Source organism: Neoasaia chiangmaiensis (assembly GCF_002005465.1).
Taxonomy (GTDB): domain Bacteria; phylum Pseudomonadota; class Alphaproteobacteria; order Acetobacterales; family Acetobacteraceae; genus Neoasaia; species Neoasaia chiangmaiensis.
The window spans coordinates 2047655-2074248 of sequence record NZ_CP014691.1 but is presented as its reverse complement, the minus strand read 5'-3'; the positions used below and the strand labels follow the sequence as shown (position 1 = coordinate 2074248).

The following is a 26594-nucleotide window of genomic DNA, read 5'->3' as shown; positions in this document are numbered from 1 at the left end:
CCGTCATTCAGGCCCGAATTCTGGCGACGCCCGGCGTTCAGGCGATTTCATCCTACGGCAGTTCGTTGGCCAACCGCGTGCTGACGGTCAACGCGACCGTCCATTCGCGCCAAGATCCTCTGCAACCGCTGGGACGGATCGCTGCCGGACGCCGTGGAGATCATCCAGACGGCGGTTGGCAGCACGACCGCACCGATCAAAGTCGACGAGCAGGATATGGCCGTTCAGTTCACAGTGACGGCCGTCATCTCTCGCGTGCTCCAGGCCGTGCTTCAAGGCGGCTATCTGCCGATCAAGCCGGTCGGCATCGACGTCTCGTTCTTCTTCATTCCTCAATTCGTCATCGATAACGATTTCGGCGGAGATATCTCATGAGCGGCACGAACGGATTTGTTCCGTTTGCCTACGGCTCAGGCGCAAATGTCCTGTCGGACTCCGCCTATCAGTCGGCCATCGCGACTGGTGGGACTTTCGTCAACGGCGTGGTTCAAGGGCAGGCATCCAGCCAGCAGGCCAACAAGTCGTGGCGGCAGGGCACACTTAACCCCGTCGCATATCGACGATACGATCTCAGCCGAGTTCTGGGGGCGCGCAAGCGACCTATTCCGCCCGCACCATCCGGCGCTCGAATGCCTGACAATCGGGGTGGTCGTTCTCAAGAATGGCTTCACGCTCGTCGGGACGTCAGCGTGTGCAAGCCCAGAGAACTTCGACGCCGAAATTGGCCGCAAGATCGCGCTACAGAATGCGCGCGAACAAATCTGGCAGTTGGAAGGATACCACCTTCGGAGCCGCCTTCATGAGGAAACGGAACAATGAATGCAGCCCTCATCACTGCCATCGTGCAGGGCGTCGTCGCTGCCGCTGAGGAAGTCCCGAACATCGTCGAGGTGATCGAGGAAGCCATTGCGGCATCCAAATCCGGGACGGGCCCGACGAACGACCAGATCGCGTCCGCGGTCACCCAGGCGCAAGCGACGAACGCGGCGATTCAGTCGTCGTGACCCTCGTCGCCGTCTCCATCCTCGCCTACCCGCTGATCGCGCTCGGTATCGCGCGATTTTGCGGCCTCAGTTCACGGCGTGGCTGAGGTCGCCTACTGGACGGCGGTCGTCGTCGCTTACGTGGCCGTCGTCTGCTGGGGCGTTATGCGGGACTGGCGGGGGTGAAAGAAAAAGGGACGCCGAAGCGTCCCTCCTTTGGTCAGTCTGTTTTCTTCGGCCACGTCCAGTGTGGAGGCCGTGGGAGATGTGGATATAGTCGCCCCATCTTTATGTCGCTGATACGACCAGGATTGACATCAAAGTCAGCCGCAATGCGGTTCTGAAATTCGCGGCCTTTGATGCGATTGATGATGATGACGGCTTCGTGTTCCGTCAGTTTCCGCGACGGCTGTCGCGGGTTCGAGGACTCGCTCACGAACTATTACTCCGAAAGTTCGCAACCGCCTCCTTGACTGATAGTGCTTCACGCAGGTACACCCCGCGTGCTATGTTCAGCACATCCCACCAGGCGGTTGCTTCGCTTTGGTGGCTGAAAGGGTCGGACGCCAATCCGGCCCTTTCGCGTATCAAGAGAGTCATAGCTAGCCGAAAAACGACTCTATTCCAAGCACTTAGCAACAATCCGTTCTTGGAACGTCCCGCGACTGGTATAAATCGTTAATTGTTCGGTAAAATGTCGTGGCAATTACCTGCGACTCGGCCTTCGAACCTTGATCGCCGGGCTTCCACCGGCCGCCCAGGTTCTTCCCGGTCTGTGCTGCGTGCAGGTGCCGCGTTACCCATACAGCAGCTATAGGCGCGCGGCTTCTGGTTGCAGGGTCCGGATTCGAACCGACGACCTCCAGCTTATGAGGCTGGCGAGCTACCGGGCTGCTCCACCCTACGTCATGTGCTGCGGCTTATCCGGAGTTTCACCGGCCCACTGGCTTTACCCAGCCGTTCTTCTCGGGTCACCGCAGCCCACGCAGAATCTCACATTCGGGCGGCGGAGTACAGGGGGGAGTGAAAATGTTCACCTGAACATCAACGGTTTCGTGGATGGCTGTTTATAGCCGTTTTACGAGCCCGCATACCTGTTGATGATTGCATATAATGCCTTGAAATAGCGTAATCACTTACGCCCTTTCACGGCGGCAACACGGGTTCGAATCCCGTACGGGACGCCATTGATTCTGTTGGGTAATTTTAGTTACCCACAAGGTGTGTTGTGGTCCAGATGGACCACTATCATTCAAAATCATCCGCAATGCCACGAAGATAAGACGGGTCGAACTCGCGATGGACGCGCCGTAGCGTCGCAGGGTCTGTCGCCAGCCAGTCCGCCGCCTGATCGATCGGCACATGGTCCATCGCGAATCAGGATGCGACCGAGTGCCTGAGATGGTGGGGCGTGGATTTCCACGTCAGCCCGGCCCGTTCGCACGCCTTGGCGAATGACCATCGCGAGCCGGTCGGGATGTGACGAACAAAGCCAGCCTCAGGGACCTCACGTTTCATGACCTTCGCCATGAGGCCACGATCCATCTCGCAAGAATTTACACCAACCCGCTCGAACTCCGCCGCGTGACCGGCCACAAGGATATCAAATCTCTGGACCGCTACTATCAGTCTCACACGGAAGATCTGGCCGCGAAAGCCATCGCGCATGAAAAGCGTAGCTCTGCCGATAAAGAATAACGTGTCCGTCAGGCTGCCAGAAATGACAGCCTGACAAGGGCCAGCATCAGCAGTGCTACAATCACAAGCCAGAAGACTGAATACCAGACTCTCGCCGCGAGCCCGACGCTCTTTCAGGACCCGATGATCTGGTCCTGCATAAATCGGGCTTTCTTCATTATCCGTCTCCAGAAAACAGACCTTGCTTCAAATCGAGGGCATTCCAGGAGACAGGGTCACCAACTATCGACAACAGGAGCCAGTCAGAAAGGTCGGCTTTGACGTCCGTCGATTGAAACCGGAATATCGCCCTCGACCGTGATACGCCGCAGATGCCGCCCTTCCTCGTCAAAATCGGCGGGCGCATAGTGTTGTGTTGCACGATTATCCCAGATCGCGACGTCACCCGGCTGCCAGCGCCAGATGACCGTATTGTCAATCTGCGTGACATAGTCCTGAAGAATTTCAACAATGCGATTGGCCTGACGGGTCGGAATGCCGCGCAGTCCCACGACGAAGTGACCCAGCACAAGCGTACGTTCACCAGTCTCTGGATGCACGCGCACGACCGGATGCTCAGTACGATAGATTGTCGAGACGAATGCCGCACGAAAATCGGCAATCTCTTCCTTTCGCGCATCATGCTTATGAAAATTCGTGTCGTAATCGTTGCTGTGAATCGCCCAGGCAGTGTCGGCCAACGCCTTGAGCGGTTCCGGAAGATCGTCGTAAGCCGTCGCCGTATTCGCCCAGATCGTGCCGCCGCCATACGGCGGAATCTGCACGGCACGCAGGATCGAGGCCTTGGGATAATTCGGCACAAACGTTACATCAGTGTGCCAGGAATCGGTTGAGCGACCATGGCGGGATTTGACGTCGAAAATAAAGTCCGTGCCATCCGGAGCAGGAATGGTCGGATGACGGATCGGCTCGCCGAAAACGCGGCTCAGAATTTCATGCTGGGCATCGTCGAGATGTTGATGACGGAGAAAAATCACCTTGTGACGCAGGAGCGCGTCGCGAAGGAAGGATTGCTGTTCCGCGTCAAGCGATTGACGCGCATCCATCCCATGGATGACCGCGCCGAGCCTGGCACCGACTTTCTCCAGCCCGAACTGTACCGCTGTTGTGTTCGTCATGATTTTATTCCTTTGAGTGGCGCGGTGATGGACGCGCGACGGGCATGGACAGGCTCGCTGATCCCAAGCGTGAGGACACTGCTCAAAAGGAAGAGCGCCGAATAAATGATAATGACCCCTATGGTCCCGAGCGCTGGCAGGAAAAGATAGACGACCAAGGGGCCGATCCAGACGCTGCACCCCGCGCCGAAATTGAGAAAGGACATCGCCAGCCCCGGATTTTCAGGCAGCAAAGTTGGCGCAAGCGCCGAAAGCGGCACATAACCGGCAAGTGCCACGCCAAAGAGCGCGCCGGTCATATAAACGAGCGATGGATCGGCGCCCCCATACCAGTGCGGTACCCAGTAAAGCAGCAGACACGTTGCGGCACTGCCAACACCGCCCACCCAGATCACGATCCCCGTCCAGGAAACGCGATCGCTCACCGCGCCCACGATCGCATTGGCAATGATATTCGCGAGATAGGTGATTTCGAGGAAGGTGAGCCACTCCCCCGTGGTCATATGAGCATCCTGAACGAAGAATAGTGGCAGGAAAACAATGATCCCGTGCGTTGCGCTGGAATTGATGGCCCGCACCACGCAGATCAGCAGAACCGACCGCGGCAGGCGCGCAAGCGGCACGAGCGCCGAGAGCGAAAGGCGTTTTCGCGCAGCGATATTACCATTTGCGCCGACCTCACCCGATACGGTTGTCGAGCCACCGCGACGATCAAGCCCAACGAGCGCCAGAAGGCCGCCGCCCAATACGGCGATAAGTGCAGCCCAGAGTGTCCGATACTCGCCCAGATGCGGCAGGGATATCTGCGCGAGCAACGTGCCGAGCGTCAGCAAACCGGCCGTAAAGCAAAACCAGAACAAGCCGGATGCAAGTCCCCTCGCCTCCCGACGCACTTCCGTCATCAGGAGCGTCAGGATGCCATATGCCAGCAGAGGATACCCGGCCCCCCGTATGCCGTAACTCATCAGAACCAACCAGAAAGACTGATGGGGAACGGCAATCAACAGAAATACCAGCTGCGGCAGGAGCCAGATGCCGAAACCGGTAAGGATTACGCGGCGCGGACCAAACGCATCGCACAACAATCCCGACGCCCAGGCCGCCGCCGCAACGGCCACGCCATAGATGGTGAACACCAGCGAGACATCGCGCACGCCGAAGCCGAGATGAACGAGATAAGGCGACAGGAATCCCGTCTCGATTCCATCGCCGATCATGAAGAGCAGCAACCCGGCATACTGAAAGGAGAAATCGCGTGGCAAACGATCCCCGCGCGCCCTGCTGGGTAACATATCCGCAGATCGAAGGAATGAAGTATTATCGGGCATGGCGGGCAGCCGGATGATCGGAACGTGGACGTGACGAACCATGCTCCGGAAAAATTCGCGCGCGCAGGGTTGTGGCGTCCGACGCACGAAGCCGTCCACGGGCTCGAAGTTCAGGCATCACATACCGGGCGAAGTCGGCATAACTCGCAGGGTTGATGAGCTGGATGAGATTGATCCCATCCGTCTCGGTATCGGAAAGCCAGGCTTCAAGTGCATCGGCAACGGTTTTCGGGCCGCCGACAAAGGTCGTGGCGCGCCCGAAGCCGTCCTTCGGATTGGCAGCTTCGGACAAGGTCCATGTCCGGCCACTGACTTCCGGATCGAACTGCTTCAGGACGGACTGACTTGCCTGGGTAGTCCGATAATGCAGCACGGCGTCCGATGCGGTCGCTGCCCAATCCACGCCGGTCATTGAGGCATAATGCACGATGGAGGCCGTCGGGTCATAATAACGCTGGTATTCGCATAGCTTGTCGAGCGCTTCTTCGTCGTTTTCGCCTGTGACGATCGCAACGGCGGTGAGGAACTTCAGACTGCGCGGGTCTCGCCCAAAACCTTCAGCCTTGGCTCGGATGCGCCGGACGTTGTCGCGCACGCCCCGGGCGCCAGCACCCACGACAAAAATCACCTCCGCATGGCGCGCCGCGAAGTCGGAACCACTTGAGGAGGCGCCCGCTTGCAGAAGAAGGGGCACACGCTGGGGACTGGGCGCGGAAACATGACCGTCAGGCACGCGGAAATACCGTCCTTCATGACGGATCGGATGAACCTTCTCGGGCACGGTATAAACGCTTTCGCCATCCGGCCCGGTGCGGCGCACGACAGCGTCGTCCTCCCACGAATTCTGCCAGAGTTTATAGACGACCTCCATAAACTCCTCGGCCCGCGCGTAACGCTCGTCGTGCGGAATCTGCTGATCGAGACCCAGGTTGCGTGCCGCGCTCTCCTGCTGCGATGTCACAATATTCCAGCCGATCCGGCCATGCGTCAGATGGTCGAGCGTCGAAAATTTCCGTGCTGCGATGTAGGGAAATTCATATGTCGTCGACAATGTGACGCCAAAGCCCAGGCGATCGGTGGCCGCAGCCATTGCTGAAACCAGAAGAAGCGGATCGATCAGTGGAGACTGCACCCCATGCCGAAGCGACGCATCCGCACTACCGCCATAGACATCGATCATACCGAGGGCATCAGCGATGAACACGCAATCGAACCCGGATTTTTCCAGGAATTGCGCAAGTTCGACCCAATAAGAGATGTCCGTATAACGATGCGTCTGGTCGTCCGGATGGCGCCATAAGCCGTAGTTGAGATGAGAAACCGTCGCCATGGTAAAGGCACTGAGCAAGATGGGGGCGTCGGGCATGAACGCGGTCCCTTCGGCATGAGAAAGAACAGGAAGAGCGAAGCCGGGCGCGGCAGTCGCGTCAGGTTAAGCGGAGGCTTCAGCCACCCGAGACGGAAGAGGCACCAACCCGCCATTGCGCCGGCGGCAAAGTGCCGTTGACCGCATAATCGCCCACGATGCGGGTGCGATAAACGCGTGGATTATGGCAGGCGATCGTCCGAATATTGCGCCAGAAGCGGTCGAGACCGGCACGCCGCAAGGTTGCCGTTCCACCCAATGCATCGAACAGGAGCGTGGCCGCATCAAGCGTCAAAGGAAAGACGACTTCCTGAGCCTGATAAATTTCAAGTTCGGCGCGCTTGATGGCCAGGCCGTCCGCATCCTGTCCGCTTTGCTGGGCAAACTGAAGCGTGCGTGCCGCCTGACGGACGATGGCCGTGGCGGCATGTGCGGCAGACGACACTCTCCCGACCAATTCGAGAATCTGCGGGTCGGATGCAGGCAGTTCGCCTGCCGCATGGGTAAAGCTGCGTCGTCGCCGGGCCACCGCGTCAGACAGGTTGCGTGCCGCAGCTTGTGCGATGCCAGCCGTCGTGGCCAGATGATAGAGCTGGAAGAATCCCTGCGAGTGCGGAAACTCCGTGTTACCGTAGTGATGTTCGTTATCTTGTGCCTGCACATCGCGGAAATGCGCTGTTCCGCTGGCGGTCAGTCGCTGGCCGATTCCGTCCCAGTCATCGAGAATCTCAAGACCTGCATCATGGCGGGAAGCAGCACATTTGGCTGTCCGGCCATCCGGCGCGGTTGCCGTTACCGTAAGCCAATCGGCGTAAAGCGAGCCGGTGGTGAAGAATTTCGTGCCGTTGATAACCCATTGCCCATTTTTTTCAGACAGGACGGTTTCGAAACGATCGCGCGCAGCACCCGGTGTTTCCGCCGCCGCCGCACCGGCGATATCACCTCGCCCCAGCCGATCCAGCCAGCGGCGTCGATAATCACCATCCGGCGTGGAAAGCACATGCTCGACGAAGCCGAAATGCGCGCGCAAAGCCTGCGCCACGTTTGAATCAGCAGCGCCCAGGGCAATGATAAACTCGAACAGTTCGACAAGCGAAGCGCCGAACCCCCCGTAGTTTTCCGGAACGCGCAACGCTGGGAAACGGACCTGCCTGAGTTCCGCAATGGGCTCAAAAGGCAGGGTGCGTTGCAGTTCGGCGGCAAGCGAAGCCTCTTCGATAGCGCTCAGTACCGGGGCGAAGGCGGATCTCGCGGTTTCGAGCCCATCACTCAGAGGCGCATCGCCCCACAGGCTGCGGGGACGATCGAGATCGAAATATGACACGTTCGAAACTCCTTGGCGCCCAACGATGGGCTGCTTGAGGCGGTTCCCCATATCAGGGTCGCTATATTCTGTTTAACACTCTTTCTGTATGTGTAAACAGAAACCAATTCGTTAGATACGATATTGACTCGTGTTTCTGGTTTATGCACCGTTCGTAGCGCAGGATATCTTTCCGCCGCTTTAAACACGACATTCTGTCGTTGTTTGGTATATCAGGAACCGTCGATGCTCATCCAGGCCCGTCTTTACCCACATCACGCCTGCCTGGCAGCGCTTGTCGCCTGCACGATATTGAGCGGTTGGGATAGCCGCGCTCTGGCAGCGACCTCCAAGCGATCAACGCCCCCTAATGATACTTCGCGACCAGCCGTGAAGCAGTCGCCTCGAGGCGAGACGGTCCTTGTGCACGCGCAACGCCAGGCGAACTGGGTCGTCACGCCGATCAGTTCACGCACGATCGCCAATTACGCGCCGGGAACGAATGCACTCAAGGCGCTGACGACACTGCCGGGCGTGATCTATAATTCTGCCGATCCGCAGGGACTCAACCTTTGGGGACAGTCATTCCTCATGCATGGGTTCGACCAGACCCAGATCGGCTTCACCCTCGATGGCGTACCACTCGGCAGCCAGCTTTGGAACAATAACAACGGCCTCAACCCCGCCGTGGCAATTTCCTCGGAAAATATCGAGCGGATCGACGTTTCCGCTTCAGCCGGCTCGGAGGGTGCGGCGAGCATCAGTAACCTCGGCGGAACAGTACAGTTCGTTTCCCGCGATCCGTCGCATAAGGCCGGCGCCCGCATTGTGCAGACCTTCGGAAGCAATGAGATGTTCCACACCTTTGTGCGCGGCGATAGCGGCGACCTGAACCGCACCGGAACACGATTCTACGTCTCCTACGCCCGTAACGACACATCCAAATGGCGCGGCGGGCAGGATCAGTTCGAACAGCAGGTCAACGCGAAACTCGTTCAGCCGATCGGCCATGACAGCAATATTTCGGCCTTTTTCGACTGGGCCGATCAGGCGATGCAAAATTACCAGGATTACAACCTGAACATGTTCCATCATGGCGGTTACGGCATCGACAACCTTGAAGGCACCCCCAATGGGTACGAAGTCGCCTATCGGCTGGCTCTCGCTGCCAATGGCCGGCCCGGCGGCGCGGTGCCCGCAGCCTATCAGCGTCTCACAAGCCCCTATACCGCCTCGTTCTTCGACGGTGCGGGTAACCAGCAGCAATATTTCGGAAATATTCATGCTGACCTTGCCCTGACGGATAACCTTCGCTGGAATACGACAGCCTACGGTCATAGCAGTTATCAGATCGGAACCGTCACAAGTCCCCTTCTGAGTTCGACAACCGGCGCGCCTTTCGTTGAACAGGCGACCATTCCCAGTACGCAACGCTTCGGTATTCTCTCGTCATTGAGTTATTCGATCGCGGGAAACGAAATCAACGGGGGCGTCTGGTACGAAAACACGAAATTCGATGCCGACAAACGCGCATACGACGAGCCATTGCTTGAAGATGTCCTGAATGGCACGGCACGGCCTGTGGACGGAATGCATCTGACCTCGCCCTATCGTACGGAATATAATCAGATTTTCAATACGAACACATTTGTCGGCTATGTCCAGGATACATATCATCTAACATCGCAGATCGCGCTTCATGCCGGTTTCCGTTCCGTTATCAACACGACACGGGTCGGCGCACTGGCGAACTGGGAACCCTATACGCGCACGACGGCAATCGCCGGGGGAGACGGGGTGACGACAACGAAGCCTTTCCTGCCGCATGTCAGCGGCGAATGGACTTTTCTGCCTGGTCACCAATTTTATTTCGATGTCGCGAATAATGTGAAAGTGCTTCCCGTCGCGGGCTATAACGGCGGCGCCTCACCATTTGCGACAACCCAGGCTGCTTTCGAAGCCAGTCGCGCTGGCCTCACATCCGAGACAGACTGGAATTATGCCGTCGGTTACCGCTACACGAGCCACATCTTCACCGGGAACGTCTATGCATACCACACAGACTTCTCGAACCGCCTTCAGCAAATCTCAACAGGTAATCCGAATAATCCTTATACGGTCATCAAGAACGTCGGCGATGTCGCCATGAATGGCGTAGACGCCGGTTTTGAACTCAGGCCACTGCATGGATTATCGCTCGCCAGCAGCATCAGTTACGATCACGCCACTTATTCGAACGACGTGACGCAAACGACCTCAAGCGGCGTGCAAACCTACGCCGTCAAAGGACAACAGGTCGTAGCCTATCCCCGCCTTTCCTGGAAGGGACAGCTTGCCTATTCCCTGCACGAAGCTTTTTTCCATATCGACGCGCAATATATCGGGACACGAAACCTGAGCTATACGGGTGACGAGAAAGTGCCGGCCTACTGGCTTGCCAATGCCGGCATCCGTTACGACCTTACCCGCCTGCTTGCGCACCGCTTGCAGACACGGATCGTGCATAAAGTCACGCTCGATCTGAATGTCTATAATCTCGCCAACGAGCACTACATTTCGACCATGGGCCAGAATGGCTTCCCACTTACGGGCGACTATCAGTCGGTCGTGCTCGGTGCGCCACGGCAGTTCTTCGGGACGATTAGCGCCGATTTCTGATCGTCAGTTTTTCTCCGGCGGTTTGTTCGGCTGTCGATAGAAACTGAGATTTTGTGTCGTCGGGGCGGACGTCCGGTTTGGCGAATTTTTCTTTTAAGACCGGCCCTCCGTTCCATCCCGCAAAGCTGCTTGGAGGCCTTGCACGTTCGTCTGGCCCAGAGCAAGACGCATCCGCTTCGTCTGATTGAGGATGTCGAGGTGCGTCCTGAAGATATGGACTGTGCCGCAAATGATCATCGCGTTTTGAAACATGTGCTTGCAGAGCCGTGCGAGAATTTGGACATCACGCCTGACGACGTTCGCCTTTTGGATAAAACGGATCGTCGGTGGTCGGCAAGCCGACCGACCGTCGCTTTACCGTACTCCGTCAGAGCAGATGGTCCGTTATCGGACTTCTGCGTGGCGCGACTGTCTCGCTCCATCCGCCACCCAATGTCTTGTAGAGTGTCACGGCGTTGGAGATCTGTTGCAGGCGCGTGGTGATGGCGCCAAGCTGCGCCGCATAAAGCGTTCGTTGCGCGACAAGCGTGTCGAGATAGGGGTCGTAACCGCCCTTGAACCGGGCCAGCGCCAGCCGATATTGCCGGCTGCTCGCTTCGACCAGTGCGACCTGTGCACGGAGTTGCTCCAGATAGGTCCCGCGCCCGGCCAGTGCGTCCGCCACTTCCCGGAACGCGGTCTGCACCGTCTTTTCGTACCGCGCGATTTCCTCTTTCTTGCGCGCTTTCGCCTGATGCAGTTGCGCCGTCAGACGCCCGGCATCGAACAGGGGCAGCGTGATCTGCGGCGCCACATTCCACGCGCCCATGCCGCTCTGGAAAAGCCGTGTGATATTGTTGCTCGCTGTTCCATTGGCGGCCGTAATCTGGATTTTCGGGAAAAATTCGGCACGGGCGGCGCCGATGTCGTCGTTGGCGGCACGTAATGTTTGTTCGGCGGAAAGAATATCAGGTCGTCGTGCGATCATGTCCGACGGCAACCCTTCCGGCACGTCGGGAAAGGGCGCGATGCCTTCAAGCGAGGACTTGCGTTCCAGCGCCGCGCGTGTTGCGGCATCCAGCGGCGTGCCGACCAGCAGTTCAAGCTGGTTCATCGCCTGTTCGCGTTGGCGCGTATAAATCTGGAGATTGGTCTCGGCGTCGCGCAAGGCGGACTCCGCTTCCGCGACGTCGAGCTGCGTTCCCGAACCAATATTCGCCGTCTGCTGAACGAGGTCGTAGGTGTGACGGCGGTTGTCGAGCACGTTCCGCGTGACCAGAAGTGCCTGGTTATTGGCGACCCAGTTCAGCATCGCCGTCGACACGCTGGCGATGATGCTCAGGCGCATGCTCTCGCGCCCGAGTGCATCGGCGACGTAGCGGTCGAATGAGGCATGTGAGGCCGAGCGGATGCGTCCCCACAAGTCGATCTCATATGCCGAGACGCCGAACCCGACAGCATACTGTCGCATGTAGAACGGGCCGTTGCCCTGGGAAAGGCTCCAGATGCGAGAGTTCATTTTCTGCACGTTCGCGCCGGCTGTGCCGTTCAATGTCGGAAACAGCGCGGCATTCTCGATATCGAATTGTGCGCTCGATGCTTCGACCTGATGCTGCGCGATCTCAAGATCGCGGTTGTTGCTCAACGCCGTGGCGATCAACGTCTGCAAGACCGGGTCCCGGTAAAACGTCCGCCAGTCGTCAAAACCGGCGACCCCCGGATCCGTATGCGAAGCGGTTTCACCAGGCCATGTCGCTGCGACGGGGGCCGCGGGGCGATGATAGGCCGGGATCATCGTGCAGCCGCCGAGCAACAGCAAGGCGCCTGTGCCGAGTTGTCTGATGAAGGCGCGCATCGTTACGCTCCCTTCGTCGCGTTCGCGTCGTGTGGCACTACGCGACGGCCGTCGGCCAGGGCCGATGGCGGATGCATGACCAGTCGGCTGCCATCCGGCAGGCCGCCCTGAATTTCGATCCGGTCGCCGTAGTCGCGCCCGACCGTCACCTTGTGGAGGCGAATCCGATTGTCGTCGTCCACCGTGGCGACCGATAATCCATCGGCGTTGTAGATCAGCGATTCCGCGGGGATCAGGATTGTCGGCGTCGGTCGGGGCAGGTCGAAATGAATGACGCCGTAAATGCCCGCCGCCAGTTTGCCTTCGCGATTGTCGAGTTCGATCTCGACCGGCAGCATCCGGCTGTCACGTTCCAGTGCATGGCCCGTGCGCGTCACCGTGCCTGTGAAGCTTCCGTCGGGCCGATCCGGCACCGTCAGGCTGACGGGCGTGCCGACATGCACCGTGCCGGCTTCCTCCTGCGGCACATGCACCCGCACGCGCAGCCGGTCCGTGCGTGTCACCACGAACAGTGGCGCGGCCTGCGCGTTGTCCGCGCTGACGAGATCGCCGACTTCCACATTGCGCACGGTGACGACACCATCGAACGGCGCCGTGATCGTCGTATAGGCGCGCCGTTGCGCCGTCTCGGCCAGCGCCGCATCGGCGGCGGCGCGTGCGGCGTCCTGCGCCTGCTGCGTGATACGATCGGTATCGAAATTCTGCTTGCTGACCGCGCCGCCGCCGACAAGCCCGCCCGACCGGCGCGCCGTCACGCGGGCAAGATCGAGATTGGCCCGGGCCTGTGCCAGGGCGGCCTGCGCATGCGCCACCTGACGGTCCAGTTCCGGTGCGTGGATGATGGCCAGCACATCGCCCGCTTTCACATGCGCGCCGATATCGACGCGCCGTTCCGCCACGTAGCCCGATGCCCGTGCGCCGATGGCGGCCGTCTCCTGCGGCGCCGTCTCACCGGGAAGATCGAGGGCGACGGGTGCCGTCTCCACGCGTGCCACAACATAGCCGACATCGGGCAACTGGTTCTGGCGGACATCCGCCAGGGCGCGCACGGCGATGCCGCGTTCCACATGGGCGTAGATGCCGTAGCCCAGGAGAAGAACGACACCGAGACCCACGAAGGGGGCGACGGGACGACCGCGCCGTTCTTCACGGTCGCCGGTCCGGGAGAGGACGGGATCAGACATGACTGTATTCCTCAAGAATGCGGCTTTCTCGTTTTCTCAGGCGTGTATAGAGCCACGGGACGATGAACAGCGTGGCGCAGGTGCCCACCATCAGCCCGCCAATGACGGCGCGTCCCAGCGGAGCGTTCTGCTCGCCGCCATCGCCCAGCCCGAGCGACATCGGCAACATGCCGATCACCATCGCCAGCGATGTCATCAGGATCGGCCGTAATCGGGCCTGACCGGCGGCAATGGCGGCCTCGACGGCGCTCATGCCTTCGGCGCGGCGCTCCTTGGCGAAGGTCACCAGCAGGATCGAGTTCGCGCTTGCCACGCCGACGCTCATGATCGCGCCCATCAATGACGGCACGGAGAACGTCGTGCCCGTGACGAACAGCATGAACACGATCCCGCACATCGCGCCCGGCAGGCCGAGCACCACCACGAACGGGTCCATGAACGACTGGAAATTGACCACCATCAGCAGATAGACGGCGATCGCGGCCACCATCAGACCGATCCCCAGCCGGGCGAAAGCGGAACGCATGCTCTCGATCTGGCCCTGCACGGCAATCACGTTGCCGGGCGAAAGCTCGCCACGATGACGCGCGATCACCCGGTCGATATCACGCGCGATGCTGCCCAGATCCCGCCCCTCCGCGCTGGCATCCACATCCAGCGTCGGCTGGATGTTGCTGTGGGAAATGACGTTCTGGGACATGCCACGCCTGATGGTCGCGACGTTGTTCAACAATGCCGAAGAGCGTTGCGCGCCCACAGCGGACGCGATCACGGTATTGCGCAGGTCACCCAGATTGTTGACGCGATATTGCGGGGTCTGCACCGCCAGAGGGTATTGGATGCCCGTTGCCGGATCGACCCAGAAATTGGGCGTGACGGTATTGGACGACGCAAGCGACACCATTACGTTGCGCGCCACGTCGTTAAGTGTCAGCCCAAGGTCGAGCGACCGTTCGCGATCGATCGCCACAGCCAGTTCGGGGGCTGCGATCTGCTGGTGCAGATGCACGTCCACCAGTCCCGGAATACGCGCAACCTCCTGCCGCACCTCTTGCATGACCTTGCGGTTGTTCGCCGCATCGTATCCGGACACGCGAATATCCACCTGTGCCGGCAAGCCGAAATTCAGGATCTGCGTCACGATGTCGGCAGGCTGGAAATAGAACACGCATTCCGGAAAGCGTCGCGTCAGCTCCGTCCGGAGCGTGCGGATATAGTCCGCCGTGGGACGGTGCCCCTCCTTGAGTGCGACCATGATCTGCCCGTCATTGGGGCCGACCGTGGTGCCGTCGTCGAACGGCATGGAGTAGCGGAACGGGATGCCCATATTATCGAGGATGAGCGCGCGTTCACGTTCGGGTACGACACTGCGGATGACATCCTCGACCCGATCGAACAGCCGCTCCGTCGTCTCGATGCGTGTGCCTTCAGGCGCGCGGACATGCAGCTTGAATTCGCCGGCATCGATGGCGGGAAAGAAATCCTGCCCCACCTGCGTCGCGAGGATGACCGCGGCCGTCATGGTGACGCCCGCGAACAGCGGGACTTTCCAGCCGCTTTCGATCAGCCCGTGCAGCCGATGGACATACCCGTCCCGGAACCGGTCGAAGCGCCGGTCGAACGCCAGACCGAAGCGCGTGATCCAATCTGGCGGCAATCCCGCGGCGCGTCGTCTGGCGGCCTGGCGCTCCTCGGAGCGCAGGAGCAGCGCCGCGAAAATCGGCACCAGTGTCCGGCTGATCGCGTAGGACGCCAGCATGGCATAGACCACGGCCAGGGCCATCGGCGTGAACAAGAAGCGTGATGGTCCGACAAGAAATTCAACCGATACGAACACGCTGGAAATCGCCAGCGTCGAGACCAGCGTCGGCAGGGCGATACCCGCCGCGCCGTCGAGCACGGCCTGACGCAGCTCCACGCCGTCATGGCGGATACGGTGGATGTTCTCGATGGTGACGGTCGCGTCGTCCACCAGAATACCGACCGCCAGTGCCAGGCCGCCGAGCGTCATGAGGTTCAGCGTCTCGCCAGTCCAGGACAGGACGGCGATGGAGGAGAGGATCGCCAGCGGAATGGACACCGCCACGATCAGCGTCGAGCGCCAGCTGGCCAGAAATGCCAGGATCATCACGGCCGTCAGGAGCCCGGCGATCACCGCTTCGGACGCCACGCCTGTGATGGCCGCTTTCACGAACAGCGACTGGTCGAACAACTCCTCGATTTTCATGCCTGCCGGGGCTGCTGCCCGCGTGACCGGCAGAACCTGATTGCGGATGGCGTTGACGACATTCAATGTCGAGGCATCGCCCGCCTTCATGATCGACAGCAGCACCGAGCGGCGGCCTTCGCGGCGCACCACGTTCTGTTGCACCGCCGTGCCATCGCGCACCTGCGCCACGTCGGCGATGCGCACGATGGCGCCGGTTTTCGGGTCGCGCTTGAGCGGCACGTCGTTCAGGCGCGCAGCGACATCCGGCATGCCATTCATGCGCACGTCATATTGCGTCGGGCCGAATTTCACCGTTCCACCGGGCAAGGTCAGGTTCTGGACATTGATTGCGTTGGAAACGTCGAGTGGTGTCAGACCCACGCCGGCCAGTTTCGTCGCATCGATATCGACCATCACCTGTCGGATTTTTCCGCCATAGGGTGGCGGCAGCATCGTTCCGGGAATGGGCGCGAGCTGCTGGCGCACACGATATATCCCGTAGTCGTAAAGTTCGCTTTCGGTCAGCTTTTCCGAGGAGAGGGAAAGCTGGAGGACCGGCACGCTGGATGCGCTGTATTGCATGATGATCGGCGGCTGAACGCCCGGTGGCAGCAGGGCGCGAATTGAGTTCGTTGCCGAAACGGTCTGCGCCACGGCGAGATCGACGTTCACGCCGGGCTGGAAATACAGTTTCTGCAGAACGAGGCCTGGCGTGGTCTGGCTCTCGATGGTGCGGAGGTTGTTGACGAAGAAGCTTTCGGAAAATTCCGTATAGGTGCTGATCCGCTTCTCGGTCTCGGTGGCGTCCAGCCCGTCATAATACCAGACGACGGTCACGACCGGGATGTCGATGTTCGGAAACACATCGGTCGGTGTTCGGAAGACGGCTGTCACGCCCAGAAGCAGGATCAGGACTCCCGCGACAAGGAACGTGTAAGGCCGCCGTAGCGCAAAGGCGACGATCCCCATTGAATGTCTCTATTCGGATGGCTTTGGAATGCGGAATCCACATCCCGCTTGTCCGGCGCAGCGCGGTGCGCGGACAAATCGGCAAGCTTTTCGCCATGACAGTCAGAGTGCCGTGTCGCGTGCCCGTCACGGCGTCGGAGACATCCGGCGCCATTTCGACCTGCTCCGCAATTCACGGCGTGGGCGGATCATGCAACCGCATTGATGTGCGCCGGTAGAGCAATCCGATCAGATGATTGCACGATCCTGCCGCACCGTCGGCAATGGAATGTCCATGCTGACCAAAAAGGATCGAAAAAGTCCCGCCGGACATAGGACTTTGCTGCAAGACGTCGCTCGCAGGATATGGAATGATGCCCGATCCGATCATATGCTTGCACAATCCGACCAGAATTGCCCTGCTATTCTTTTGGCCGGATCAGGCATGATTATACTATGGGCGCTTCGTCCGATTGAACGGAAACCGGAATATTCCCCATGCATGAGATGCTGTTGCGGCTGCGTGACACGATCGACCGGCACTGCGTCGAGCCCACCACGCGCTCGGTTGTTCCGGGATTGATGCTGTTTCGCGCCGATGCGCCCACGACGCCTGCGGATGTTGTCTACGAACCGCGCTTTTGCGTCATCGTACAGGGTTCGAAACAGGTCATGCTGTGCGATCAGGTGTTCGATTACGATGCCAGCAAATATCTCGTGACGGCCGTCGATCTTCCGGTCACCGGGCGCATCACGCAGGCTTCGCCGGGCAAGCCTTATCTCGCACTCTGCCTTTCGCTGAATCCCGCACAGATTGCGGATTTGCTGCTGGAGATGAAAAACGCCTTTCCCGCCACGGGAACGGCCTGCCCGTCATGCATGACCGTCAGCGCCCTGACCATCGATATCCTCGATCCTGTTACGCGTCTTGTCGGGCTGCTGGAAAATCCGCAGGATATTCCGATCCTCCAACCCGCCATCATCCGCGAACTTCTCTATCGACTGCTGCAAGGGCCGCAGGGGTATGTCCTGCGACAGATCGCCACTGCGGGAAGCAATCTGTCGCAACTCAATCGTGCGATCGGCTGGATACGCACCCATTATATGGAGGCGTTCGATATCGCCACCGTCGCCCGGATCGCCGGCATGAGTCCGTCGTCATTCCATCGGCATTTTCGTGCCGCCACCATGATGAGCCCATTGCAATACCGCACGCGTCTGCGCTTGCAGGAGGCGCGTCGACAGCTCCTGAGTGCCACTGTCGATGCTGCCGAAGCAGGATTTGCCGTGGGATATGACAGCCCGTCGCAGTTCAGTCGCGAATACCGGCGTATGTTCGGCGTTCCACCGGCCCGTGATGCGCACGCCATTCGGCTTGCGGGCGGTCAGGCGGTTTCTGCCTGATCGAAGCATTATCCGCGCAGACGCGTCAGAGAGTCCGGACCCGTTTCAACGCCGGATCAGACGATCGCTGTCCTTAACTACCCATATGGACGATGTCAGGCGCCGTTCAGATAACACGCACCGATCATGACGCGCCGCGCGACGAAGACAGTCGTCCGTGTCGCCAGCATATTCGGGGGTTGTTCTCTGAGACCGCGATAGATTCAGTCCGCATTTCGGAAACACGCAAACGTGAAAATAACAGTTAGAACGTTAGGTTGAACATAACGAGTGTTATGAAATAAGTTTCACCCACTGGAATTTATCACATGTCCCAGTGGGAGGCTGATGAGCCATATGTCACGCAACGCTGAGGAAGGTCAGTCGATCCGCGCCGCCTGGCTGCACTATGTCGGCGGCATGACGCAGGCGGAAGTGGCGACGCGGCTGGGAATTCCAGGCGTCAAGGCGCACCGGCTGATCGCACGGGCGCAGCAGAGCGGTGCGATCAAGGTGCGTGTCGAAGGCGACATCGTCGAATGCGTCGCCCTGGAAAATGCTCTTTGTGGTCTGTACAGCCTGACGATGTGCCAGGTCGTGCCCGACCTGCACGAGACCGGCTTGCCGCTGACGGCGTTGGGCGCGGCGGGCGCCACGTTCCTGCATGCGGAAATCGACAAGGCGTCCAGCACGGTCATCGGCATTGGCAATGGTCGTTCCCTGGCGGCGGCGGTGACCGCCATGTCGCGCATCGCGGCGAAAGATGTGCGGTTCGTCTCGCTGCTCGGCGGTCTGACGCGCAACTACGCGGCAAATCCTTTCGACGTCATGCACCGGCTCGCCGAGAAAACAGGGGCCGAAGCCTATGCGATGCCTGCGCCGTTCTTCGCCAATACGCCGGAGGATCGTGCGGTGATCCTCGCCCAACGGGGCGTGCGGGAGGTTCTGGCGATGGCGGATTCAGCAAGCCTGATGGTCGTCGGCATTGGCGCGGCGGATATCGAGGGCCAGCTTGTCTCGTCCCGGATCGTTTCGCCCGATGACATGGCCCACGTGGTCGCGCTAGGCGGTGTCGGCGAAATGCTGGGGCATTTTTTCGATGCTGCCGGGGCGATCGTCGAAACACCGCTTTCGGCACGCATCCTGTCCATGCCCGCTTCAGCCCTGCGCGATCGCCGCGTCGTCGCCATCGCGGGCGGTGAGGGCAAGGTCGCGGCCCTCCGGTCCGTGCTGAAGAGCGGGCTTCTGTCGGGCCTCATCACGGATGAAACAACGGCCCGCGTCCTGAGCATTCCTCCTGCCATGACGGATACGGCCGGAGATCGCCGAATGGCGCGATCATCGGTCATGTCGAGCCGTCCAGTCGAGATATCACCATGAAACAGACACGGGCCGATTTGCTGGTGGGCATCGATGCCGGAACATCCGTCATCAAGGCCATCGCCTATAGTTTCAGTGGCGAACAGATAGCCTGCGCCGCCGCGCCGAACCGCTATGTCGCGGGCCAGGGCGGTGCCGTGACGCAATCCCTCGGCCAGACATGGGAGGATTGCGCGCGCGCCCTGCGCCAGTTAGGCGAAAAGATCGATAATCTGCCGTCCCGTTGCGCCGCCATTGCCGTGACCGGGCAGGGCGATGGCACATGGCTGGTCGGCGCGGATGACGAACCGGTCTGCGATGCGTGGTTATGGCTGGACGCGCGTGCCGCGCCGACCGTCAACCAGTTGCGCTCGACATTCGCCGATCGGGGCCGCTTCGACGCCACCGGCACCGGCCTTGCGGCCTGCCAGCAGGGCGCGCAACTGGCACATATGGCCGCGACGTCGCCGGACCTCCTGCGCAGGTCGGAGGTTGCGCTGCATTGCAAGGACTGGCTGTATCTCAAGCTCACCGGCCAGCGGCGCGTGGATCCATCCGAGACCAGCTTCACCTTCGGCGATTTTCGCAAACGCAGCTATGATGAGTCGGTAATCGACGCGTTGGGATTGCGGGCGTGGCGTCATCTGCTGCCTGACATCATAGACGGGACGCAATCGAGCGAACCGCTCTCGGCGAAAGCGGCGCGCGAGACGGGATTGCTGGCCGGGACGCCGGTCTGTCTGGGCTTCGTCGATATCGTCTCGACCGCATTGGGTGCGGGCATCTACACGCGTGGCGCGCAATCGGCATGTTCGATCGTCGGATCGACGGGCATGCATATGCGCGCCATGCCTGCCGAAGCGGTGCAGCTGAACCAGGACCGGACCGGTTATGTCATTCCCCTGCCCGTGCCGGGCATGGTGGCGCAGATCCAGTCGAACATGGCGTCCACGCTGAATATCGACTGGCTCCTGCATCTCGCCAGCGACCTCGTTTCCCATCTCTACCCGGAGGTGACCAAAGCCGACCTCGTTCCGCATATCAACGAATGGTTGCTGGCGGGCAGGCCGGGCGAGTTGATCTACCATCCCTATATCTCGAAAGCCGGGGAGCGCGGGCCCTTCGTCAACCCCGCCGCGCGCGCCTCGATCATCGGGCTGACGGACGAGCATCGCTTTGCCGATATCGTCCGCGCCGCGGCGGAAGGGCTGGGAATGGCCGCCCGCGATTGTTACGAAGCCATGGGGCCGATCCCGCGTGAGGTGCGGCTGACGGGGGGTGCCGTGCGCTCACGCGCGTTGCGGAGCATCCTGTCCTCGACGCTCGGCACACCCGTCCGCGTGACGGATCGCGAGGAGGCCGGCGCGGCTGGCGCGGCCATGGTCGCGGCTGTCGCCATCGGCGCCTATGCCACCATGGACGACTGTCTGGATGACTGGGTGACACCGCGACTGGGCGCCATCGAACTGCCCGATCCGGCGCTGGCGGCGCTGTATGGCCGGAGTTTCCAGGCCTATCGGCAGGCGCGCGAAAGCCTCGCGCCCGTCTGGGACATAATGACGCCCGCGTCGCTTGGCAGCGGCAATAATTTTCCCGATCAGCAGAAGAGGCTCGCATGAGCGAGGTATTCGATCTTTTCGTCGTGGGCGGTGGCGTCAATGGATGCGGCATTGCCCGGGATGCGGCGGGGCGCGGCCTGTCGGTCGCGCTTTGCGAAAAGGGCGATCTGGCCGAGGGCACATCCTCGCGCTCCGGCAAGCTCGTGCATGGCGGCTTGCGCTATCTGGAATATTACGAATTCAGGCTGGTGCGCGAGGCGCTGATCGAACGGGAGGTCCTGCTGGCCAGCGCGCCGCATATCATCTGGCCGATGCGGTTCGTCCTGCCACACAGCCCGGACGACCGCCCCGCGTGGCTCGTCCGGCTTGGGCTGTTCCTTTACGATCATCTGGGCGGTCGCAAGCGGTTGCCGGGAACGCGGGTTCTGGACCTGCGGCGCGATCCTGAAGGTGCCGCGATCCTGAAGCGTTTCCGCAAGGGATTCGAATATTCGGATTGCTGGGTGGACGATGCGCGTCTGGTGGTGCTCAACGCGGTGGATGCGGCCCGTCTCGGCGCGACCGTCATGACCCGCACGGCCATGACCGGGGCGGTGCGGACCGGAAACACGTGGCATATCGAGATCACGGACCAGCGCACCGGCGCCAGACGGCAGGTACAGGCGCGCGCATTGGTCAATGCGTCCGGACCGTGGGTCCGTGACGTGATCGGGCGTGTCGAGGGCGGGGCTTCTCCACGCAAGGTGCGCCTTGTGAAAGGCAGCCATATCGTCGTGCCGAAATTCTGGGAGGGGCCGCAGGCCTATCTGGTGCAGAACCACGACAAGCGCGTGATTTTCATCAATCCCTATGAAGGCGACCGCGCGTTGATCGGCACGACCGATATTCCCTATGACGGGCGGCCCGAGGATGTCGCGATCGACGAGGGCGAGATCGATTACCTGCTGAAGGCGGTCAATCGCTACTTCAAACAGAAACTGCGTCGGGACGATATCCTGCTCGGCTTTTCCGGCGTGCGTCCCCTTTACGACGACGGGAAGGGCAATCCCTCTGCCGTCACGCGCGACTACGTGCTCGATCTCGAAGTGGTCGATGGCGGGCCGCTGCTGAATGTTTTCGGCGGAAAGATCACGACCTTTCGCAAGCTTGCCGAGCATGCGGTGCAGAAATTGCAGCCGTTCTTTCCGGATATGGGCAAGGACTGGACAGCGAAAAGCTTCCTGCCGGGCGGCAATATTCCCGAAGGCGATCCGGTTCTCTTCGACGAGAAACTGCGTGAGATCGCGCCGTGGCTGCCGCGCGATGTTCTGGCGCATTACGCGCGGACCTACGGCATGCTGACCGGCAGGATACTTGGTGCCGCCCGCGATCTGGCGGGGCTGGGACAATATTTCGGCGCGCAGCTTTACGAGGCGGAAGTCCGGTATCTGATCGACGAGGAATGGGCCGAAACGGCGGACGATATCCTCATTCGTCGCACGAAGCAGGGCATGTTCATGAGCGACGATGAAAAAGCGGCGCTCAGCCAGTGGTTCGAACGCCAGATACGGCACGCGGCATGAACATCGGCACGGAAGGGGAGAGCGTGACATGGCGCTGAGCTTGTCGATCAACACCAATCCGTTGGTGAACCGCTTTGCGGCGCCGGACGATCTGCTGACCACCATCGCGCGTGATATCCGCGTGCGTGACGTGCAGCTGACGCATGAATTCGTCAATCCCGCGTGGCCGGCGGAAACGATCCGGCACATCACGCGGCAGATGCAGCGCGCGCAGATGCTGACCGGCGTGCGCATCACCTCCGGCATGACCGGCCCTTCCGGTCGCCTGAGCCATTTCGGGGCGCCGGATGCGGCGGTGCGTCGCTATTACATCGGCTGGTTTCAACGGTTTGCCGATATCATCGCCGATCTTGGCGGCACGTCCATCGGCACGCAATTCGCCATTCTGGCCTATCGCGATTTCGACGATCCGGAGCGACGCGAGAGCGCCGTACGGACGGCCATCGACTGCTGGGGCGAGGTCGCGGAGACGGCGAAGGCGGCGGGTTTGCGCTATCTTTTCTGGGAGCCGATGTCCGTCGGCCGGGAGTTCGGCGAGACGATCGCACAGGCCTGCGCGCTTCAGGAGCGGCTGGATCGCGCCGGACTGGCCATTCCCCTGAAAATGATGGCCGATATCGACCACGGCGATGTCACGAGCGCCGATCCGGACGATTACGATCCGTATGCGTGGGCGCGGGCCGTTCCGCGTCATTCGCCCATCATCCACATCAAGCAATCCCTGATGGACAAGGGCGGTCATCGCCCGTTCACGGCGGAATTCAATGCGCGCGGACGGATCGAGCCGCGACAACTCCTTGCGGCGCTACGTGATGGCGGCGCGGAAAACAACGAAATCTGTCTCGAACTGTCGTTTCGCGAACGCGAACCCACGGATCGGCAGGTTATTCCGCAACTGGCGGAGTCCGTGGCGTTCTGGGCGCCGTATATCGACACCGGCGCGCATGACCTGAGTGTTGGTTAGCCATGCACGACAAATATCTGGAAATCGCACGTTGGACAGACCGATGACACGGCAGACAAACATCCAGTCTTTTTCGCTGACGCCCGAAACACGGCAGGCGACGTCCGGCGAAGACCGTTCCGATCGGTTCTGGGTCGGAACGAGCTGGAAAATGAACAAGACCCTTGCCGAAGCGACGGCCTTCGCGGCGGGGCTGCGCAAGGCCGCGCCTTGGGGCGATGCCATACAACGTTTCGTTATCCCGCCGTTCACGGCTGTTCGTGAGGTCAAGCACCTGCTGCGCGATCTGCCTGTCCTGGTCGGCGCGCAGAATATGCACTGGGCGGAAAACGGCCCCTGGACGGGGGAGATATCGCCGTCGATGCTGACGGATTGCGGGCTGGATCTCGTCGAACTGGGGCATTCGGAACGTCGTGAATTCTTCGGCGAAACGGACGAGACGGTCGGGCTGAAAGTCGCGGCGGCGCTGAAACACGGCCTTATCCCCCTGATCTGCGTCGGCGAAAGCCTGGCGGACAAGGAAGCGGGAAGGGCCGACGACATCCTGGCGCGGGAGGTACAAGGTGCGCTCGGCGCCGTGACGGCCGAGACGCGACATCTGCCGATATTATTCGCCTATGAACCGATCTGGGCGATCGGTGAGGCCGGCATACCGGCCAGCGCGGAATACGCGGATGCCCGTCAGGCACGCATCGTCGGCGTTGCGGCGGAAATTCTCGGACGGCGCGTGCCATGTCTCTACGGCGGCTCGGTCAATCCCGGTAACAGCACGGAACTGGCGCTCTGCCCAAATATCGACGGCCTGTTCATCGGGCGTTCGGCATGGAACGTCGATGGCTATCTGAACATCGTCGCGCAGGTGGCGGCAGCGAGAGCCGCACGCACCGCGAACGCAGCTTTCTAGGAGGTTGCAATGAGCCTATCAACCGCAACGGTTCCCACCGATATGGGTATGATGAAATCCCCGCTCCGGCGTGGCGTCGTGATTGCCATTCCCGCGATTGCCCTATTGGTGGCGATGGGTCTGAGCACCCATTTTGTCCGGATCGGCGCGTCGTCCGGCGGGGCGGTGGCGTTCTCGCCGGAGACTTTCGGCAAAACGGAATTTCCGAAAATCCAGGCCGAGGTCGTCAGGAAGGCCGTCGACGCTCCCGTCTTTGCCAAGGCCGTCATGGCGGATAAGGACAAGGCCGCCAGCCAGTATGGCGTGCCCGGCAATATCGGTCCGGAAATTTCGGTGAAGTTCACCGGAACGGCCGGCACGCCCGTTTCCGGCGTCTATCCCGTGACAGTGCCGGGACTGCCGGACGATATTCATGTCCGGGTGCAGACGGGCCCTGCCATCAATGGCACCGACCTGCGTGATGCAACCGGAACCGTAACGTTCGGACAGTTTACCAATCAGATCGATTATCAGAATGCCGGTGCTGCGCTTAACAAGGAGATGAAGACGCAGGTCCTGTCGAAAATCGATACGAAAAATCTGGCCGGAAAAAACGTCACGGTCGTCGGCGTCTTTCAGCTCATCAATCCGAAGAACTGGCTGGTGACGCCGGTACAGGTCGGCACGCCATGAGCGTCGCCCTGCAAATGGACCATGATCCGCACGAAACGGTGCTTTCGGCCCGCAACGTGACGAAGATCTATGGCAGCACGCATGCGCTCAAGGGTGTCGACTTCGATATCCGGCGGGGCAAGGTCACCACGCTGTTCGGCGAGAACGGCGCAGGCAAATCCACGTTGATGAAAATCCTCTCCGGTGTGGAACAGCCGACCGGAGGCACGATCGAACTGGACGGCAAACCGGTCTCCTTCGCATCGTCCACCGACGCACGGGCGCGCGGCGTTTCCATCATCCATCAGGAGCTCTCGCTCGCGCCCAACCTCAACGTGCGCGACAATATTTTCATGGGCCGGGAAATCCGCACGACACGAGGTGTCGATTTCGCGGAGGAGGAACGGCAGGTCCGCCAGCTCATGGACGGGCTGAACCAGGATATCGATCCGCTCACCCCCGTCGAGCAATTGCGCCTCGGCCAGCAGCAGGTGGTTGAAATCGCCCGCGCGCTGTCGATCAATGCCCGCATCCTGATCATGGACGAGCCAACCTCCGCCCTGAGCGCGCATGAGGTGGAACTGCTGTTTCGCGTTGTTCATGACCTGACATCGCGCGGTGTGGCGATCGTCTATATCTCGCATCACCTTGAGGAGGCGCTGCATATCACGGACCATGCCGTCGTGCTGCGCGACGGTGCGATGACGGCGCGCGCGGATGTGGCGGATATCGATCTTGCCTGGATCGTGCGGCATATGGCGGGCGAGAATTTCGACCTCGGCTCGCCCCCTGCCCACCGGGAGTTCAGTGACGTTGTGTTGTCGATCCAGGACCTGACCGTCGCCAGCACGGTGCGCGGCGGGCCGCCGGTGGTCGATCACCTGTCGCTCGACGTGCATGCGGGCGAGATCGTCTGCATCTACGGCCTGATGGGCGCGGGCCGCACGGAACTGCTGGAATGCGTTGCCGGGCGGGTGGCGCCGCTTTCCGGCTCGGTCAGGCTGCTGGGCCAGGATGTCGGGAAACTGACGATCGCCGAGCGGATCGGGCGCGGGCTGGCGCTCGTGCCCGAGGACCGGCAGCGTGACGGGCTGGTGCAGACCATGACGGTCGGGCGCAATCTGTCGCTGGCCAGCATCGCTTCCTTCGTGCGGCATTTCGTCCTGTCATCGAGCCGCGAGGGGGGCCTCGTCGATCATTCGATCCAGGACGTGCACATCAAGACGGCGGGCGGCGCGGCGGCGATCGGATCGCTGTCCGGCGGCAACCAGCAGAAGGTGGTGATCGGCAAGATGCTGGCGACCCAGCCAAAGGCGATCCTGCTCGACGAGCCGAGCCGAGGCATCGATATCGGCGCGAAGACGGAGGTGTTCCGCATCCTCTCCCGCCGCGCCGAGGCGGGGCTTGCCGTCGTGTTCACCACATCGGAGGTCTCCGAGTGCCTGAGCATCGCGCACCGGATCATCGTCATGCGGCGCGGGCGGATCGCGGCGCAATTCAATGCGAACGCGACCAAGGACGACATCATGGCGGCATCCGGCGAAGCGGTTGTCGCGGCCTAGCGGACAGAACAGGACGAATTA

Annotated in this window: 21 protein-coding genes, 1 tRNA gene and 1 pseudogene; 13 read left to right on the top strand and 10 right to left on the bottom strand. The window is 60.9% G+C overall.

Annotation, left to right across the window (positions count from 1 at the left end; genetic code table 11):
* Window positions 1-153: 153 nt before the first annotated feature.
* From A0U93_RS09865 to A0U93_RS09855, 3 genes are read left to right on the top strand one after another with little or no spacing between them, the layout of a single operon-like run.
* Window positions 154-375 (top strand): hypothetical protein, encoded by a 222-nt coding sequence (locus A0U93_RS09865; protein WP_245824805.1) that lies wholly within the window; start codon window positions 154-156, stop codon window positions 373-375.
* A 45-nt stretch (window positions 376-420) separates the two neighbouring features.
* On the top strand, window positions 421-819 hold the full coding sequence (locus tag A0U93_RS17125; protein WP_077807189.1) for a Gp49 family protein: 399 nt from the start codon (window positions 421-423) through the stop codon (window positions 817-819).
* On the top strand, window positions 816-1004 hold the full coding sequence (locus tag A0U93_RS09855; RefSeq protein ID WP_077807188.1) for a hypothetical protein: 189 nt from the start codon (window positions 816-818) through the stop codon (window positions 1002-1004). The genes A0U93_RS17125 and A0U93_RS09855 overlap by 4 nt, the downstream gene beginning before the upstream one ends.
* Before the next feature lie 199 nt (window positions 1005-1203).
* Here A0U93_RS09855 and A0U93_RS16620 read toward each other — a convergent pair whose 3' ends face one another.
* The 3 genes from A0U93_RS16620 to A0U93_RS16970 all read right to left on the bottom strand — a co-directional run bounded on the left by A0U93_RS16620 (window position 1204) and on the right by A0U93_RS16970 (window position 2354).
* Entirely contained in the window at window positions 1204-1419 is a 216-nt protein-coding gene (locus A0U93_RS16620) for a hypothetical protein (RefSeq protein WP_077807187.1), read from the bottom strand.
* Window positions 1420-1812: 393 nt separating this feature from the next.
* Window positions 1813-1889, bottom strand: a tRNA-Met gene (locus tag A0U93_RS09845).
* A gap of 342 nt (window positions 1890-2231) precedes the next feature.
* Window positions 2232-2354 carry a hypothetical protein gene (locus tag A0U93_RS16970; RefSeq protein ID WP_255318273.1) on the bottom strand — a complete coding sequence of 41 codons (123 nt, stop codon included), beginning with the start codon at window positions 2352-2354 and terminating at the stop codon, window positions 2232-2234.
* 93 nt (window positions 2355-2447) lie between these two features.
* Between A0U93_RS16970 and A0U93_RS09840 the strand changes: the two are divergent.
* Window positions 2448-2681: pseudogene (locus A0U93_RS09840) on the top strand (tyrosine-type recombinase/integrase); the annotation flags it as partial.
* 242 nt (window positions 2682-2923) lie between these two features.
* Here A0U93_RS09840 and A0U93_RS09835 read toward each other — a convergent pair.
* The 4 genes from A0U93_RS09835 to A0U93_RS09820 all read right to left on the bottom strand — a co-directional run bounded on the left by A0U93_RS09835 (window position 2924) and on the right by A0U93_RS09820 (window position 7817).
* Window positions 2924-3799, bottom strand: a complete 876-nt coding sequence (locus A0U93_RS09835; RefSeq protein WP_077807186.1) for a TauD/TfdA dioxygenase family protein — start codon at window positions 3797-3799, stop codon at window positions 2924-2926.
* Entirely contained in the window at window positions 3796-5061 is a 1266-nt protein-coding gene (locus A0U93_RS09830) for an RbtT/DalT/CsbX family MFS transporter (RefSeq protein WP_211274001.1), read from the bottom strand. Before A0U93_RS09830 ends, A0U93_RS09835 begins: the two co-directional genes overlap by 4 nt.
* 55 nt (window positions 5062-5116) lie before the next feature.
* Window positions 5117-6493: an NtaA/DmoA family FMN-dependent monooxygenase gene (locus tag A0U93_RS09825; protein ID WP_077807184.1), complete on the bottom strand. Its 1377-nt coding sequence runs from the start codon at window positions 6491-6493 to the stop codon at window positions 5117-5119.
* A gap of 79 nt (window positions 6494-6572) precedes the next feature.
* Window positions 6573-7817, bottom strand: a complete 1245-nt coding sequence (locus A0U93_RS09820; protein WP_169852735.1) for an acyl-CoA dehydrogenase family protein — start codon at window positions 7815-7817, stop codon at window positions 6573-6575.
* A 402-nt stretch (window positions 7818-8219) separates the two neighbouring features.
* On the opposite strand from A0U93_RS09820, the gene A0U93_RS09815 reads away from it, so the two are divergent.
* Window positions 8220-10454, top strand: a complete 2235-nt coding sequence (locus A0U93_RS09815) for a TonB-dependent receptor (protein ID WP_245824803.1) — start codon at window positions 8220-8222, stop codon at window positions 10452-10454.
* Between the two features lie 367 nt (window positions 10455-10821).
* On the opposite strand, the gene A0U93_RS09805 is transcribed toward A0U93_RS09815, so the two are convergent.
* The 3 genes from A0U93_RS09805 to A0U93_RS09795 are packed head-to-tail and all read right to left on the bottom strand — an operon-like array spanning window position 10822 to window position 16650.
* The gene (locus A0U93_RS09805) at window positions 10822-12288 is read right to left on the bottom strand and encodes an efflux transporter outer membrane subunit (protein WP_077807181.1); all 1467 of its coding nucleotides are present in this window, start codon (window positions 12286-12288) and stop codon (window positions 10822-10824) included.
* Between the two features lie 2 nt (window positions 12289-12290).
* On the bottom strand, window positions 12291-13472 hold the full coding sequence (locus A0U93_RS09800) for an efflux RND transporter periplasmic adaptor subunit (protein ID WP_077807180.1): 1182 nt from the start codon (window positions 13470-13472) through the stop codon (window positions 12291-12293).
* A complete protein-coding gene (locus A0U93_RS09795; RefSeq protein ID WP_077807179.1) occupies window positions 13465-16650 on the bottom strand; it encodes an efflux RND transporter permease subunit in 3186 nt (1061 codons plus the stop codon). The genes A0U93_RS09800 and A0U93_RS09795 overlap by 8 nt, the downstream gene beginning before the upstream one ends.
* A 477-nt stretch (window positions 16651-17127) precedes the next feature.
* Between A0U93_RS09795 and A0U93_RS09785 the strand changes: the two genes are divergently transcribed.
* The 8 genes from A0U93_RS09785 to A0U93_RS09750 all read left to right on the top strand — a co-directional run bounded on the left by A0U93_RS09785 (window position 17128) and on the right by A0U93_RS09750 (window position 26573).
* Complete coding sequence (locus tag A0U93_RS09785; RefSeq protein ID WP_077807177.1) at window positions 17128-18033, top strand: AraC family transcriptional regulator; 906 nt, start codon at window positions 17128-17130, stop codon at window positions 18031-18033.
* Between the two features lie 327 nt (window positions 18034-18360).
* Window positions 18361-19392, top strand: coding sequence for a sugar-binding transcriptional regulator (locus A0U93_RS09780; RefSeq protein WP_211274000.1), 1032 nt, complete (start codon window positions 18361-18363; stop codon window positions 19390-19392).
* Window positions 19389-20990 carry an FGGY-family carbohydrate kinase gene (locus A0U93_RS09775; RefSeq protein ID WP_077807176.1) on the top strand — a complete coding sequence of 534 codons (1602 nt, stop codon included), beginning with the start codon at window positions 19389-19391 and terminating at the stop codon, window positions 20988-20990. Before A0U93_RS09780 ends, A0U93_RS09775 begins: the two co-directional genes overlap by 4 nt.
* Complete coding sequence (locus A0U93_RS09770; RefSeq protein WP_077807175.1) at window positions 20987-22492, top strand: glycerol-3-phosphate dehydrogenase; 1506 nt, start codon at window positions 20987-20989, stop codon at window positions 22490-22492. The genes A0U93_RS09775 and A0U93_RS09770 overlap by 4 nt, the downstream gene beginning before the upstream one ends.
* Before the next feature lie 28 nt (window positions 22493-22520).
* Window positions 22521-23456 (top strand): TIM barrel protein, encoded by a 936-nt coding sequence (locus tag A0U93_RS09765; protein WP_077807174.1) that lies wholly within the window; start codon window positions 22521-22523, stop codon window positions 23454-23456.
* A 43-nt stretch (window positions 23457-23499) separates the two neighbouring features.
* The gene (locus A0U93_RS09760; protein ID WP_077807173.1) at window positions 23500-24360 is read left to right on the top strand and encodes a triose-phosphate isomerase; all 861 of its coding nucleotides are present in this window, start codon (window positions 23500-23502) and stop codon (window positions 24358-24360) included.
* Between the two features lie 9 nt (window positions 24361-24369).
* On the top strand, window positions 24370-25032 hold the full coding sequence (locus A0U93_RS09755) for a DUF2291 family protein (RefSeq protein ID WP_077807172.1): 663 nt from the start codon (window positions 24370-24372) through the stop codon (window positions 25030-25032).
* Window positions 25029-26573 carry a sugar ABC transporter ATP-binding protein gene (locus tag A0U93_RS09750; protein WP_077807171.1) on the top strand — a complete coding sequence of 515 codons (1545 nt, stop codon included), beginning with the start codon at window positions 25029-25031 and terminating at the stop codon, window positions 26571-26573. The genes A0U93_RS09755 and A0U93_RS09750 overlap by 4 nt, the downstream gene beginning before the upstream one ends.
* Window positions 26574-26594 lie beyond the last annotated feature (21 nt).

Coding starts and splice junctions, on each gene's coding strand:
- A0U93_RS09755 (WP_077807172.1), top strand. CDS start 24,370: ATGAGCCTATCAACCGCAACGGTTCCCACCGATATGGGTATGATGAAA.
- A0U93_RS09800 (WP_077807180.1), bottom strand. CDS start 13,472: ATGTCTGATCCCGTCCTCTCCCGGACCGGCGACCGTGAAGAACGGCGC.
- A0U93_RS09775 (WP_077807176.1), top strand. CDS start 19,389: ATGAAACAGACACGGGCCGATTTGCTGGTGGGCATCGATGCCGGAACA.
- A0U93_RS09770 (WP_077807175.1), top strand. CDS start 20,987: ATGAGCGAGGTATTCGATCTTTTCGTCGTGGGCGGTGGCGTCAATGGA.
- A0U93_RS09855 (WP_077807188.1), top strand. CDS start 816: ATGAATGCAGCCCTCATCACTGCCATCGTGCAGGGCGTCGTCGCTGCC.
- A0U93_RS17125 (WP_077807189.1), top strand. CDS start 421: ATGTCCTGTCGGACTCCGCCTATCAGTCGGCCATCGCGACTGGTGGGA.
- A0U93_RS09780 (WP_211274000.1), top strand. CDS start 18,361: ATGAGCCATATGTCACGCAACGCTGAGGAAGGTCAGTCGATCCGCGCC.
- A0U93_RS09835 (WP_077807186.1), bottom strand. CDS start 3,799: ATGACGAACACAACAGCGGTACAGTTCGGGCTGGAGAAAGTCGGTGCC.
- A0U93_RS09805 (WP_077807181.1), bottom strand. CDS start 12,288: ATGCGCGCCTTCATCAGACAACTCGGCACAGGCGCCTTGCTGTTGCTC.
- A0U93_RS09760 (WP_077807173.1), top strand. CDS start 23,500: ATGACACGGCAGACAAACATCCAGTCTTTTTCGCTGACGCCCGAAACA.
- A0U93_RS09825 (WP_077807184.1), bottom strand. CDS start 6,493: ATGCCCGACGCCCCCATCTTGCTCAGTGCCTTTACCATGGCGACGGTT.
- A0U93_RS09785 (WP_077807177.1), top strand. CDS start 17,128: ATGCATGAGATGCTGTTGCGGCTGCGTGACACGATCGACCGGCACTGC.
- A0U93_RS09765 (WP_077807174.1), top strand. CDS start 22,521: ATGGCGCTGAGCTTGTCGATCAACACCAATCCGTTGGTGAACCGCTTT.
- A0U93_RS09795 (WP_077807179.1), bottom strand. CDS start 16,650: ATGGGGATCGTCGCCTTTGCGCTACGGCGGCCTTACACGTTCCTTGTC.
- A0U93_RS16970 (WP_255318273.1), bottom strand. CDS start 2,354: ATGGACCATGTGCCGATCGATCAGGCGGCGGACTGGCTGGCGACAGAC.
- A0U93_RS09750 (WP_077807171.1), top strand. CDS start 25,029: ATGAGCGTCGCCCTGCAAATGGACCATGATCCGCACGAAACGGTGCTT.